Raw genomic sequence first — 14,156 nt, 5'->3', positions numbered from 1 at the left:
AAATTGAACTGTGCAAAGGAGCTGGCAAGCCTGCACAACTCCAATGAACAGGCCTCCATGCTAGAAATCACGGCGATGCGGGACAATGCAGTTTTTCTGCCCATGCGTCAGCTTTTCTGACGAATTGATTGCCATGAGACAACTGCCACCGCTGGCCGCCCTGCGCGCCTTCGAGGCCATTGCCCGCACCGGCTCGGTGACCCGCGCGGCCGAGGAACTGTGCCGCAGCCACGGTGCCATCAGCCGCCATCTGCGCCTGCTGCAGGAGCACGCGGGCGCGGCGCTGTTCGAGAAAGAAGGCACGGGTTTGCGCCTGACCGAGGCCGGCGCCGCCTTCCATGCCTCGGTGCGCACGGCCTTCGACCAGCTGGAGGCCGCCTATGCCCAGCTGGCGCGCGACAGTCAGGCGCCGGGGCTGCATGTGGCCTGCAGCGCCACCTTTGCCATGCGCTGGCTGGTGCCGCAGCTGGCGGTGTTCTACCGCAGCCACCCGCATATCCGCATCCGCCTGTCCATGACCTCGGCGCGCGAGATGCGCCACGAGGGCGCCGACCTGATCATTGCCTGGGACCTGTCCACCTACGCCGAGGCCGACCGCCGCCGCGCCATCGAACTGGCGCCCGTGCACTTCGGCGCCGTGTGCACGCCGGCCTATGCTCGGCGCCGGCCCGCCAATCGCGCGCGCATTGCACATGAGTACACGGCCAGCGCCTGGAACCAGTGGGAAGCCCTCACGGGCCAGCCCGTGGCCCTGGGCGAGACGCTGGCGTTCCCCCACACCCACCTGTGCATAGAGGCGGCACTGTCGGGCCTGGGCGTTGCCCTGGTGGAGCAGCGGCTGATCGCACGCGAGCTCAAGGAGGGGCTGCTGGTGGCGCTCCATGGCTTCGTACCCTTCGAGGGCGGCCTGCGCGCCGTGCCCGCTGCAGGGCGTGCGCTGCCGGCCCAGGCGGGGGTCTTCATCGAATGGATGCGCGGCGCGCTGGCCGCCGTGCCGGCATAGGCCAGACGGCCTAAGCCCTGCCCCACTCCCGCAGCCGCCGGTACAGCAGCCCGCGCGAGACGCCCAGCATGCGGGCGGCCTGCGAGATATTGCCCTGGCAGCGGGCCAGGGCCTGCTCGATCAGCTCGCGGCTGGCCTCGCCCAGGGAAGACGGTGCCTCGGACGGCGCCTCGGCGGGCGGTGGCAGGGCCTCGATGGCCGGCAGCACCTCCTCGACCTGGGAAGATACCTCATCCAGCCTCGCCTCCATCCACAGCGTCAGCCCCGTGGGCAGCATCTGCGGGCGCGCCTGGCCGTGGTGGGCCAGCTCCAGCAACTGGTTCAGGCCCAGGCCGAAGACTTCCTCTGCGGCCAGCCCCTCGGCGGGCCGGCGCGGGCTGTCGAACAACTGGGCACCCACGCCGTTGAACCAGCGCACCATGCCTTCGCCATCCACGGCGGCCAGCCCTTCCAGCGGCGTGCCGAACATGCTGCGGCTGGACTGGAAGCGCAGCAGCAGGTGCATGCGGGCAGCGCCCACCAGCAGCCGGTTCTCGATGCAGGTGGCGTACATGTGGGCCATGGCGCCTGCGTCGAAGCGAAAGGGGCCCGCCTCGCTGCTCAGGTCCAGCATGGCCACGGTGCGCCCGCTGGCGTCGCGCACGGGCGCGGCCGCGCAGTGCAGCGAGGCCAGGCAGCGAAAGAAATGCTCGCCGCCACGCACATGGCAGACCTCGCCCGTGCGTACGGCCACGCCAGGTGCGCCCGTGCCCACGGCATCCTCGGCGATGTTCACGCCCACGCGTGCGGCCGTCAGCAGCAGCGGGCCGTCGCCCGGCGTGGGGCGCGAGGCGATCAGCACCACGCCCTCGCTGCAGGTGAGCATGGCGCGCGCCTGGCTGCCCGCGATCACGGTCTCGAGTTCGGCGATGGGGTCGCGCGCCGCCTCGATCAGCGCGCGGTTGTGGGTCAGCAAGGTGGCCGTGCGGATCTTGCTGACCGGGTCGAAGCTGATCTTCTCGTCGGGGCTGCGGCTGGCGCCCAGGCAGCGCGTCCAGGACTGCAGCACGGGCTCGGACACCAGGCCCGAGGGGCGCTCGCCGCGCTCGAAATAGCGCTCGCGCGCCAGCGCCACCCGGTCCTGGCGCGTGGCATAGAAGGGGTTGGAGGGCAGTGGGGCGGGAGGCGGCTGTTGCATGACGGACATCAAAACTGCCGCGATTGTTGTTCCGCCACGGCACAGGACAGCACTAGGGAAATCACCCGTGTTGGAACGGATTGCCGGGCTCGGTAACCTCGGGCATCGCCACAGGCCCGCCCGCAATGACACGCTCCCCACACAGCACAAGACACACCCGGCCCGCCCTGTCCACCCTGGGCGCCGCACTGGCCTGTACGCTGCACGCCTTGCACGCGCTACCCGCCCACGCGGCAAACGCAGCGCAGGACTCCAGCGAGGCCCTGCTCGCCCCCGTGGTCATCACGGCCAGCCAGCCCGGCGCCGGCCCCGACCTGTGGCGCGCCACCGCCGCCATCGACAGCGTGGAAGGCGCCGTGCTGCGAGACGGGCAGATGCAGATCAACCTGTCCGAGAGCCTGGCGCGCGTGCCGGGCCTGGTGGTGCTGAACCGCCAGAACTTCGCCCAGGACCTGCAGATCTCGGTGCGCGGCTTCGGTGCGCGCTCCACCTTTGGCGTGCGCGGGCTGCGCCTGTACGTGGACGGCATTCCGGCAGGCGCGCCCGACGGCCAGGGCCAGGCCGCCAACTTCACGCTGGGCAACGCCGCGCGCCTGGACGTGGTGCGCGGCCCGGCCGCCGTGCTCTACGGCAACAGCGCAGGCGGCGCACTGCTGCTGTACACCGAAGATGGCGAGGAACCCGGCCTGTGGCGCAGCGGCATGGCCGTGGGGCCGGACGGGCTGTGGCGCCTGTCCACCCAGCTGCGCGGCACGATCGGTGGCGGAAAGCCGGACCAGGCGGATGGCGGCTCCGCCCCCTGGCGATATGCCATCCACATCGAGCGCTTCGCCACCGACGGCATGCGCCCCCAATCGGCCGCCGACCGCAGCACGGCCCACATGAAGCTGTCACGCAAACAGGGCGACGACCAGTGGCTGCTGCAGTACCAGGAGCAGCGTGCCAGCGCCCAGGACCCGCTGGGCCTGACACGCGCCGAGTTCGAGGCCGACCCCGGCCAGACCACGGCCAGCGCGCTGCGCTTCAATACGCGCAAAAGCGTACGCCAGCGCCAGCTGGGCGCCGCCTGGCAGCACCAGTTCGGCGCGGGCCAGCGCCTGGAGCTCGTGGCCTATGCGGGTACGCGCTCCGTGCTGCAGTACCAGTCCATTCCCGTGGCCACGCAGGCACCGCCCTCGCATTCAGGCGGCGTGATCGACCTGGACCGCGACTACGCGGGCATGAACCTGCGCTGGCGCAGCACCTACGAGGATGTGGCTGGCGGCCGGCTGGACTGGTCGGCGGGCCTGGCCTACGACTGGCAGGGCGAGACCCGGCGCGGCTACGAGAACTTCATCGGCAGCCAGCTCGGCGTGCAGGGCCGGCTGCGCCGCGACGAACGCAACCAGGCGCGCTCCGCCGACCCCTACCTGCAGGCCGAGTGGAGCACGCAGAGTCTGGGCCTGAGCGCCGGCCTGCGCCAGGCGCGCGTGCGCTACCGCTCCGAGGACCACTACATCGCAGCCGGCAATGGCGACGACAGCGGCAGCATGGCCTGGCGCGGCTGGCTGCCCTCGCTGGGCCTGCGCGTGAACCTGCTGCCGGACCTGGTGGCCCACGCATCGGTGGGCCGGGGCATGGAAACGCCCACGCTCAACGAAGTGGCCTACCGGCCCGGCGGCCAAAATGGCATGAACAGCGGCCTGAACACCGGCCTGGCCGCCAGCGCCCACAACACCGTCGAGGTCGGCCTGCGCGGGCGCCACGGCAACGCGGGCTGGAACCTCACGCTGTTCGAGACCCATACCCAGCGCGAACTCACCGTGCTGTCCAACACGGGCGGGCGCGCCACCTACCAGAACGCAGGCCGCACGCTGCGCCGGGGGCTGGAATTCTCGGGCAACGCCCAGTGGGGGCCGCTCACGGCCAGCACCGCCCTGACCCTGCTGCAGGCCCGCTACCGCGACAGCTTCCTGACCTGCGAGGCCACGCCCTGCACCACGCCCACCGCCCCGGTGGATGCCGGCGCGCGCCTGGCCGGCACCGCGCCGCGCCGCCTGTGGAGCGAGCTGGCCTGGCAGCTGTCGCCGCAATGGACCTGGACCGTGGACATGCTGCACAGCGGCCCCGTGGCCGTGAACGACCGCAACACCGACCGCGCGGCCGGCTACACCGTCTGGGGCTCCAGCCTGCGCTGGTCACGGCAATGGCAGCAGTGGAGTGCCCAGACCTTTGTGCGGCTGGACAACCTGTTCGACCGGCGCTTTGCAGGGTCGGTCATCGTCAACGAGGGCAACCAGCGGTACTTCGAGCCGGGTGCAGGACGCGCGCTGTCGGCCGGGGTGACGGTCGGCCGGACGTTCTGAGCTGTTCCACGGCGGTACACATCCGCCCCCGGGAAAGTCCGAATGTTGTGACCCGAGGCCGCTTTTTTTATCGTCTCCCACATGGTGCCCTTGCCCCCAGCGCCATGCACGCAAAAACAAACCACACAGGAGACGAGACAACATGAAGACCCACGTGCTTTCCTCCACGCTGCTGGCCGCCGGCCTGGTGCTGGCTCTGCCTGGAGCCGCGCTGGCACAGGCAGGCCTGCCAAGCAAAGGCTCGCCCGAGCACATACGCGCCGTCACCTCGCGCATCGACTCGCAGAGCATCCGCGACAACGCGCGCAGCTCCAAGGACTGGCCCAGCTACGGCATGGACTACAGCGAGACGCGCTTTTCCAAACTCAGGCAGCTGGACACGGCCAATGTGAAGCGGCTGGGCCTGGTCTGGTCGTATGACCTGGAATCCACGCGCGGCGTGGAGTCCACGCCCGTGGTGGTCGATGGAATCATGTACGTCACGGCCAGCTGGAGCGTGGTGCATGCGGTGGACGTGCGCACCGGCAAGCGCCTGTGGAGCTACGACCCCGGCGTGGACCGCGCCAACGGCTTCAAGGGCTGCTGCGACGTGGTCAACCGGGGCGTGGCGGTCTACAAGGGCAAGGTGTATGTGGGCGCCTTCGATGGCCGCCTGGTGGCGCTGGACGCGGCCACGGGCCAGAAGGTCTGGGAGCAGGACACCATCATCGACCGCGCCTTCTCGTACACCATCACGGGCGCGCCGCGCGTCATCAAGGGCAAGGTGCTGATCGGCAACGGCGGCGCCGAGTACGGGGTGCGCGGCTATGTCACGGCCTATGACGCCGAGACCGGCGCGCAGCAGTGGCGCTGGTTCACCGTGCCAGGCGATCCGTCCAAGCCGTTCGAGAACGAGGCCATGGCCCGCGCCGCCAAGACCTGGGACCCGGCCGGCAAGTGGTGGGAGGCCGGTGGCGGCGGCACGGCCTGGGACACCATGGCCTATGACCCCGAGCTCAACCTCATGTACATCGGCACGGGCAACGGCTCGCCCTGGGCGCAAGCCAAGCGCAGCCCGGCCGGTGGCGACAACCTGTACCTGGCCAGCATCGTGGCGCTGAACCCCGATACGGGCGAGTACGTCTGGCACTACCAGGAAACGCCGGGCGACAGCTGGGACTTCACCTCCACCCAGCCCATGGTGCTGGCCGACATCAAGATCGGCGGCAAGCCGCGCAAGGTCATCCTGCATGCGCCCAAGAACGGCTTCTTCTTCGTCATCGACCGCACCAACGGCCAGTTCATCTCGGCCAAGAACTTCGTCGATGTGAACTGGGCCAGCGGCTACGACGCCAAGGGCCGGCCCATCGAGACGCCGATTGCGCGCAGCGGCGACCGCGCCCGCGACGTGATCCCCAGCCCCTTCGGCGCGCACAACTGGCATTCCATGTCCTACAGCCCCGACACGGGACTGGCCTACCTGCCGGCCCAGCATGTGCCGCTGACCCTGCAGGACAACAAGAACTGGAAGTTCAACGGCGGCTCCCTGCCCGAGCCGCACAGCAATATCGGCTGGAACACGGCCACGCTGGTCAACATGGAGCCGCCCAAGAGCACGCCCTTCGGCCGTCTGATCGCCTGGGACCCGGTGGCGCAAAAGGAGCGCTGGCGCGTGGAGCATGCCTCGCCCTGGAACGGCGGCACGCTGGCCACGGCGGGCAACCTGGTGTTCCAGGGCACGGCCGACGGCCGCTTCGTAGCCTATGACGCGCGCAACGGCAAGAAGCTCTGGGAAAAGCCCACGGGCACGGGCGTGGTGGCCGCACCCATCACCTATGAGGTCGATGGCCGGCAGTACGTCTCCATCGCCGTGGGCTGGGGCGGCGTCTACGGCCTGGCCGCGCGCCACACCGAGCGCAAGGGCCCGGGCACGGTCTACACCTTCGCGCTGGACGGCAAGGCCGAGGCGCCTGCCTTCGTCGCCTACCAGCAGGGCAAGCTGCTGCAGGGCGTGCCCTACGACAAGAGCCTGGTGGCCGAAGGCACGGCCCTGTATGTCAGCAACTGCGCCTTCTGCCACGGCGTGCCCGGCGTGGACCGGGGCGGCAACCTGCCCAACCTGGGCTACCTGGACCCGGCCTATATCGAGCACCTGGACAAGTTCATCTTCAAGGGCCCGGCCATGTCGCGCGGCATGCCGGACTTCACGGGCAAGCTGAGCATGGAAGACGTGGAAAAGATCAAGGCCTTCATCCAGGGCACGGCCGACGCGGTGCGGCCCAAGTAAGCGGCTCCCGCCCCGCTTCCTCTCTCTCCCCCACAACCCCCACAGGCACCTCCCCGGCCCTGCTGTCCTGCAGCAGGCCTGGGCAGGGCTTTGCCTGAAAACTCCGGACCGGACTCTTCGCCATGCCATCCAAGCCCTTCACCCGCGCATCCCTGGCCCTGGCAGCCATGGCCGCATGCGCCACCTTCAATGCCCACGCCGTCGATATCGACGCGGGCGACTACACCGCCCTGCCTCCGGGCACCACGCTGGGCATGGTCTATTACCAGCACGCCACGCGGGACAGCCTCTATGCCAATGGCGAGCAGGCGCCCATACGGCCGAGGCTGACCTCGGACATCGGCATAGCGCGCGGCGTGCACTTCATGAAGCTGGGCGACTATGTGATCGACCCGCAGTTCCTGCTGCCCTTCGGGCGCCTGTCGGCCTCGCGCGATATCGCGGCCATGGGCAGCAATACCGGCGTGGGCGACCTGATGCTGGCCGCCACCCTGTGGCTGACAAAGCCCGGCGACAAGGAGCACTTCGGCATCACCCCCTTTGTCTGGCTGCCCACGGGCCAGTACAACCGCAACGACCCGCTGAGCCTGGGCGAGAACCGCTGGAAGGCCGCCCTGCAGGCCGGCTGGATCAAGCCGCTGGGCAAGAGCGTGACCATGGACCTGGCGGCCGATGTCACCGTCTTCGGCAAGAACGACGACTTCGGCGCCCACAGCGCCACGCTCAAGCAAAAGGCGCAGTTCCAGTTCCAGGGCCTGCTGCGCTACCACCTGTCGGATACCTCGGACCTGCGCCTGGGCCTGTCGCACCTGACGGGCGGCGAGACCCAGGTCAACGGCGTGTCGCAAGGCGACCGCCAGTCCACCACCAAGGTCTCTTTCGGCGGCGCGGTGTTTGTCGCGCCCAAGACGCAGTTGCTGGCCACCGTGGGCCGCGACCTGCATGTGCGCCAGGGCTTCAAGGAGAACGCCCGCATCAACCTGCGCCTGCTGCAGGTTTTCTGAATCCACACCCCCTGTCCCCTGTCCACCACCAAGGAGCACACCATGAACCTCAGCGACATCCAGCACCAGATCACCGAGCGCGCCAGCGCCTTCCTCAACCGGGGCACGCATGACCTCTTCATCGACGGCCAATGGGTGGCGGCGCAGACCGGCCAGCGCCTGTCCACCGTCAACCCGGCCACCGAGGCCGTGATCGCCGAAGTCGCCAGCGCCGGCCCGGCCGACGTGGACCTGGCCGTGCGCGCCGCCCACCGCGCGCTGCACCTGGGCCCCTGGGGCCGCATGCGCCCCGTGGAGCGCGAGCGCCTGATGCTGCGCCTGGCCGACCTCATGGAGACCCATGCCCAGGCCCTGGCCGAGGTCGAATCGCTGGACAACGGCAAATCCGCCGCCATTGCGCGCGCCGTGGACATCGCCATGGCCATCGACTCCATCCGCTACATGGCCGGCTGGGCCACCAAGATCGAAGGCATGACGCACGAGCACTCCGTGCCCTTCGCGCCCGAGGCCCAGATGTTCACCTACACCCGGCGCGAGCCCGTGGGCGTGGTAGCCGCCGTCGTGCCCTGGAACTTCCCCCTGCTCATGGCCACCTGGAAGCTGGCGCCCGCGCTGGCCGCCGGCTGTACCCTGGTGCTCAAGCCCGCCGAGCAGACGCCGCTGACCGCGCTGATGCTGGCCGAGCTGATCCAGGAAGCGGGCTTTCCGCCCGGCGTGTTCAACGTGGTCACGGGCGACGGCCCCGGCACGGGTGCGCCCCTGGTCTCGCACCCGCTGGTCAACAAGGTCAGCTTCACGGGCTCGACCGAAGTGGGCAAGCTCATCGGCCATGCCTGCATGGACAACATGACGCGCATCACGCTGGAGCTGGGCGGCAAGTCCCCCGTCATCGTGCTGGACGACTGCGACCCGGCCACGGCGGCGGCGGGTGCGGCCAATGCCATCTTCTTCAACCACGGCCAGGTCTGCTGCGCGGGCTCGCGCCTGTACGTGCACAAGAGCATGTTCGACCGCGTGGTGGCCGACGTGGCCGACCAGGCCGCCCAGCTCACCCTGGGCCATGGCCTGGACCCCAGCGCGCAGATGGGCCCGCTGGTCTCGCAGGAGCAGATGGAGCGCGTCTGCAGCTACATCGACATAGGCCGCAGCCAGGGCGCCGAGGTGGTGACGGGCGGCGCCCGCTCAGGCCAGCGCGGCTACTTCGTGCAGCCCACGGTGATGACCGGCGTGCAGCACGACCACCGCGTGGCCCGCGAGGAAATCTTCGGCCCCGTGCTCGTGGCCATGCCCTATGACGACCTCGACGAAGTCGCCGCATGGGCCAACGACACGCCCTACGGCCTGGGCGCCAGCATCTGGTCCAACAACCTGTCCAAGGTCCACCGGCTGATCCCCAAGATCCAGTCCGGCACGGTCTGGGTCAACTGCCACAGCACCCTGGACCCGGGCATGCCCTTCGGCGGCTACAAGCAGTCCGGCATGGGCCGCGACATGGGCCGCACGGCGCTGGATGCCTATCTGGAGACCAAGTCGGTGTTCATCAATCTGTGAGGGCTGCTGCCGGCCTGCAGCTTTTGTGCAGGCCGGCAGCGGGGGCTTGTCGGAAAGCACGGATTCAGATCATTCCGATATCTTTTCACTGCGCACCCCTGCACACTTCCCCGCTTTCCACGCCATGCCGCCTGCAGTGCGGCACAGAAAGAGAGGGAGACCATGGATCGTCGATGGATCGCAGGGCTGTCATGGCTCTTCATCGCCTGGACCTGCCAGGCGCAGGACGGGGGCAAGGCCGACAGGCCCACGCCCGAACAGGCCCGCCAGGAGGCAGCGCGCTGGAGCCACACCGCCGTGGCCGACATCCAGCGAATGCACCAGATGATCCGGGAGGCACATCCCGCCGTTCTCGACCCTGGCGCAAGTGCTTTTCACCAGTGGTTCAGCGAGGGATACGACCAGGCCATGGCGCTGGCTGGGCGCGCAGCCACGGAGCAGCAGGCCTTTGCCGCGCTGCGCTTCTACACCACCGGATACCGGGACGGCCATCTGGCCATATGGCGCAACCACCATGCCGCCACGCCTGTGCGCACGACCTGGGCAGGCTGGGCCGTGCAGCGCCAGGCAGGCCGCTACCGCGTCTCGGGCCGCGCTGCGCAATGGCCGATCGATACGCCGCAGGTGGGGGAGCAGGTACTGTCGTGCGACGGCATCCCCATCGACGATCTGCTCACTGACAAAGTGGCGCCCTTCGTGAACCGGCTCGTGCACCTGGAGGGAACGAAGTCCGATCTGGCATGGCACCTGACCCGCGAATCGCCCAGCGCCCCGCTGTGGGAGCCGCTCAGGGTGCGTCAATGCACGACCCGCTCCGCCGCTGGCGAAATCCGGAGTTTCAACCTGGCATGGCAGCCGCTGGACGACAAGGACGCCCGTGCCCTGGCGCGGCCCCGGGCACCGCGCCAGGGCATCAAGGAAGTGCGACCGGGAGTGCAGTGGGTCCAAGCGTCCAACTTCATGCCATCGTCCGAGAAGGCCATGGCCGCCTTCGAGAAAATGCTGGAGGGCATCCGGCAGGCAGGAGATGCGCAGGCCGTGGTGCTCGATGTGCGCGGCAATGGCGGGGGCAACTCCCTGCTCGGCTACCGCATCCTGATGGCCCTGCTGACAGATGCCATCACGGCAGGCGCCACGCAGCACTCCCAAGCCAGGGCTTACTGGCGTGTCTCCGCCATGGCCCTGGAGGCGTTCGAAGAGCGCAGGACACAGCTCCTGCGCACGGAAGGCGCCGGCAGCCTGGTCTACCAGTTCACACAGCAGATGGCCTCGCTGATGGGGGATGCCGCATCGCGCGGGGAAGATTTTGTCGAGCAGCCGCAGGTCGATGAAACGCACAAGGAGTTGCAGCAAGACACCGCCGCTGCACGCGCAAACCCCTTCAAGGGCAAGCTGGTGCTGGTCACGGATGCCCAATGCCAGAGCGCCTGCCTGGATTTCGTGAGTGCGGCGCTGCAGATTTCGGGCATCGTGCACGCGGGCAGCATGACCGGCACGGACACGCAGTACACCGACGTGGCCGACAAGGCACTTTCGCCCACAGTGACGTTCCGCGTCCCCCTCAAGGTCTGGAAGAACCACGGACGCCAGGACAAGGAGGGCAAGCCCTACCTGCCGCAGTTCGTCTTCGACGGCGACCTTGCCGACACCGCCGCCGTGCAGGCCTGGGTGCTGGACAGCATCCTGCCCACGGCAGGAAACATCCAGCTGGATTGAACAGAGGCAGGCTTTGAGGAGATCGGATGATGCGAAGCAGGTCCCATGACGACGCCATGGCCGAGCTGTACCGCAGCGATCCGGTCATAGCCCATGGCCATCGAGACCATCAACGCCATCCTGGCCGATGGCGACCCGGCAGAGCTGGGGATCGTGATGCGCCAGTTGGCCCTGGCGTACCTGCCCACACAGCTTCCCCCTACTCCGAATACCCCTTGGGCCATCCCCCCGGCCGGTCGCAGCATTCCTCCCAGCCCAGCTTGCGCGAGGTGTGGCCTATGCCGGGGTTGAAGGTGTTGGTCGGGTCCAGTTCGCGGTAGAAGCCCGCCAGCGCGGGCTTGGCCACGTAGAGGTGGCCCACGTTGTGCTCGGCCGGGTACTCGGCACGGCGTGCGTCCAGCAGTTCCCACATGCGGTGCTCCATGGCCAGCGGGTCCACGCCCTTCTTGACGATGTAGTCCTGGTGGAAGACATGGCAGAAGAAGTGGCCGTAGTAGAGCTTGTGGACCATGTCGCGCTCGACCTCGGCGGGCAGTTGCTCCACCCATTCGCGGTCGTTGCGGCGCAGGGCCACGTCCAGGGCCACGATGTCCTCGACCTGGGCGCGATGCACCTCGCGGTAGCGGATGGCCGCGCCCGCGATGGCGAAGCGGTGCAGGAAGGCCTTGCGCCCCTCGTCGGCATCGCACTCGAACCAGCCGCCCGTGGTGCTGCCGCTGAAGTGCCGCGTGAGGAATTCACGCGTGGCCTCGGCCGTGTCGTTGGACACGCGCACCAGCAGGTGGTGCTCGTAGCGGTCGCGCCACTGGCGCATGCGCGCGGGCAGGTGGCTGGGCAGCAGGTTGGTCAGCACCTGGATCACGCAGTCGGTGACGCCGCGCAGGCCGAAGCGCTCGAAGAAGCCGTCCATGCGGCTCTTGAGGGCGAAGGCGGCCGGCACCCTGGCCGTGCCGAAGCGGTCGATCAGCAGGAAGGTGTCCTTGCCGTATTTCTCGCCGATGTCGTAGGCCGTGCGGTGGATGTACTCACCCGCGATCGGCAGGCGCGGCAGCGCGGTCAGCAGCTCGCGGCGCACGGCCGTGAGGTCGTCGGGCGCATTGCTGCCTATATAGAAGACGGTGCTGGGCTCCTTGGGAAAGGTGTCCAGCCGCACGGCGAACAGGCACAGCTTGCCGGCCGAGCCCGAGGCCTCGAACAGGCGCGAAGGGTCGGCGTTGAAGCGCGCGGGCGTGTCCTCGTCCACGGCGCGCACGGCCTCGGCATAGCGCGGGTCGGAGGCGGCGCGCTGCGCATCGTGGGCGATGTCGGCTTCGGTGTAGTCGCCGTTTTGCAGCCGCGTGAGGATTTCCTCGGGCGTGCGGCCCAGGGCGATGCCCAGGTGGTTGACGAGTTCCAGCGAGCCGTCGTCGCAGACGCGCGCGTACAGCGCCAGCTCGGTGTAAGCCGGGCCGCGCCGCACCAGGGCACCGCCCGAGTTGTTGCAGATGCCGCCCAGCACCGAGGCGCCGATGCACGACGAGCCGATCACCGAATGCGGCTCGCGCCCCAGCGGTGCCAGCGCCTGCTCCAGCCGGTCCAGCGTGGCGCCGGGCAGGCAGACCACCTGGGCGCCGCCGCCAATGACCTGCACGCCGGTGATGCGCAAGGTGTTGATGAGCACGATCTCGCGGTCGTAGTCCGCGCCGTCGGGCGTGGAGCCGCCCGTCAGGCCCGTGTTGGCGGCCTGCATGATGACGATGCGCCCGGCCGCCACGGCGGCCTGCACCACCTTCCACTGCTCCAGCAGCGTCGCGGGCCGCACTACGGCCAGCACCGGGCCCTCGCCCGTGCGGTGGCCCTTGCGGAAGCGGCGCGTGGCCTGGTCGTCGGTGAGCACATGGGCGGCGCCCACGGCTTCGCGCAACTGCAGCAGCAGGGCCTCGCGGGAGACGACCGGAGTCTGCAGCGCGCTCATGGCTGGCGCACCAGCAGGTCGCCGGTGATGTCGGATACCTTGCTCACGCTGGTCAGCGTCATGGCCACGCGCATTTCCTTCTCCAATAGTTCCAGCAGGTGCTTGACGCCCGCCTCGCCGGAGGTGGCCAGGGCGTAGATGAAGGCGCGGCCGATCATGGCGCAGTCGGCGCCCAGGGCGATGGCGCGCACCACGTCCAGGCCGTTGCGGATGCCGGAGTCGGCCAGGATCTTGATCTGGCCCTTGACCGCATCGGCAATGGCCGGCAGCGCGCGGGCCGAGGACAGCACGCCGTCGAGCTGGCGGCCGCCATGGTTGGAGACGATGATGCCGTCGGCGCCAAAGCGCACGGCGTCCTTGGCGTCCTCAGGGTCGAGGATGCCCTTGATGACCATGGGCCCCTTCCAGAAGGTGCGTATCCATTCGAGGTCCTTCCAGGAGATGGAGGGATCGAAGTTGGCGCCCAGCCAGCCGATGTAGTCGGCCAGGCCCGTGGGGCTGCCCCGGTAGGCCGAGATGTTGCCCAGGTCATGCGGGCGGCCCAGCAGGCCCACGTCCATGGACCAGGCCGGGTGCGTGACCGACTGCCAGTAGCGGCGCATGGCGGCATTCGGGCCGCTCATGCCCGAATGCGCATCGCGGTAGCGCGCGCCGGGCACGGGCATGTCCACGGTGAAGACCAGGGTGGAGCAGCCGGCCGCCTGGGCACGCTCCAGCGCGTTCTGCATGAAGCCCCGGTCTTTGAGCACATAGAGCTGGAACCACATGGGGCGCTTGATCTTGGGCGCCACCTCTTCGATGGGGCAGACCGAAACCGTGGACATGGTGAAAGGAATGCCATGGGCGTCGGCCGCGCGCGCGGCCTGCACCTCGCCGCGGCGGCGGTACATGCCCGTCAGGCCCACGGGCGACAGCGCCACGGGGATGGACAGCTTCTCGCCGAACAGCTCGATGCTGGTGTCCAGCCGGCTCATGTCCTTGAGCACGCGCTGGCGCAGCGCCACGGCGGCCAGGTCTTCCACGTTGCGGCGCAGCGTCTGCTCGGCATAGGCGCCGCCGTCGATGTAGTGGAACAGGAAAGGCGGCAGGCGCTTTTGCGCCGCTGCGCGGTAGTCGGAGGTGGAGGAGATGATCATGATG

The 14,156-nt window shown here is 69.0% G+C and carries 9 protein-coding genes and 1 pseudogene; 7 read left to right on the top strand and 3 right to left on the bottom strand.

The features are described 5' to 3' along the window. Positions 1–85 precede the first annotated feature (85 nt). Complete coding sequence (locus ACM14_RS06445) at positions 86–1,003, top strand: LysR substrate-binding domain-containing protein (RefSeq protein ID WP_065345668.1); 918 nt, start codon at positions 86–88, stop codon at positions 1,001–1,003. 10 nt (positions 1,004–1,013) lie between these two features. Here the strand turns inward: ACM14_RS06445 and ACM14_RS06440 are convergent, their stop codons facing one another. After that, complete coding sequence (locus ACM14_RS06440; RefSeq protein ID WP_254662007.1) at positions 1,014–2,180, bottom strand: helix-turn-helix domain-containing protein; 1,167 nt, start codon at positions 2,178–2,180, stop codon at positions 1,014–1,016. Positions 2,181–2,305: 125 nt separating this feature from the next. Between ACM14_RS06440 and ACM14_RS06435 the strand changes: the two genes are divergently transcribed. The 6 genes and pseudogenes from ACM14_RS06435 to ACM14_RS32370 form a co-directional block, all read left to right on the top strand. Then, positions 2,306–4,525 carry a TonB-dependent receptor gene (locus ACM14_RS06435; protein ID WP_065345666.1) on the top strand — a complete coding sequence of 740 codons (2,220 nt, stop codon included), beginning with the start codon at positions 2,306–2,308 and terminating at the stop codon, positions 4,523–4,525. Positions 4,526–4,667: 142 nt separating this feature from the next. Further along, positions 4,668–6,791, top strand: coding sequence for a PQQ-dependent dehydrogenase, methanol/ethanol family (locus ACM14_RS06430; protein ID WP_065345665.1), 2,124 nt, complete (start codon positions 4,668–4,670; stop codon positions 6,789–6,791). A 122-nt stretch (positions 6,792–6,913) separates the two neighbouring features. Then, complete coding sequence (locus tag ACM14_RS06425) at positions 6,914–7,795, top strand: transporter (RefSeq protein WP_065345664.1); 882 nt, start codon at positions 6,914–6,916, stop codon at positions 7,793–7,795. A gap of 42 nt (positions 7,796–7,837) precedes the next feature. Continuing rightward, the gene (locus ACM14_RS06420) at positions 7,838–9,346 is read left to right on the top strand and encodes an aldehyde dehydrogenase family protein (RefSeq protein WP_065345663.1); all 1,509 of its coding nucleotides are present in this window, start codon (positions 7,838–7,840) and stop codon (positions 9,344–9,346) included. Between the two features lie 162 nt (positions 9,347–9,508). Next, on the top strand, positions 9,509–11,062 hold the full coding sequence (locus ACM14_RS06415) for a S41 family peptidase (RefSeq protein WP_254662006.1): 1,554 nt from the start codon (positions 9,509–9,511) through the stop codon (positions 11,060–11,062). A 29-nt stretch (positions 11,063–11,091) separates the two neighbouring features. Then, positions 11,092–11,242 (top strand): annotated as a pseudogene (locus ACM14_RS32370) (transcriptional regulator); the annotation flags it as partial. Between the two features lie 19 nt (positions 11,243–11,261). Here the strand turns inward: ACM14_RS32370 and dld are convergent. Further along, positions 11,262–13,016: a D-lactate dehydrogenase gene (dld, locus tag ACM14_RS06410; RefSeq protein ID WP_065345661.1), complete on the bottom strand. Its 1,755-nt coding sequence runs from the start codon at positions 13,014–13,016 to the stop codon at positions 11,262–11,264. Then, a complete protein-coding gene (gene lldD / locus ACM14_RS06405) occupies positions 13,013–14,152 on the bottom strand; it encodes an FMN-dependent L-lactate dehydrogenase LldD (protein WP_065345660.1) in 1,140 nt (379 codons plus the stop codon). Before lldD ends, dld begins: the two co-directional genes overlap by 4 nt. Positions 14,153–14,156: the final 4 nt, after the last annotated feature.

The organism is Delftia sp. JD2 (assembly GCF_001682645.1).
In the GTDB taxonomy this organism is placed as follows: Bacteria; Pseudomonadota; Gammaproteobacteria; order Burkholderiales; family Burkholderiaceae_C; genus Comamonas; species Comamonas acidovorans.
The sequence above is the reverse complement of the archived record's forward strand: the minus strand, read 5'-3'. Positions and strand labels throughout refer to the sequence as shown.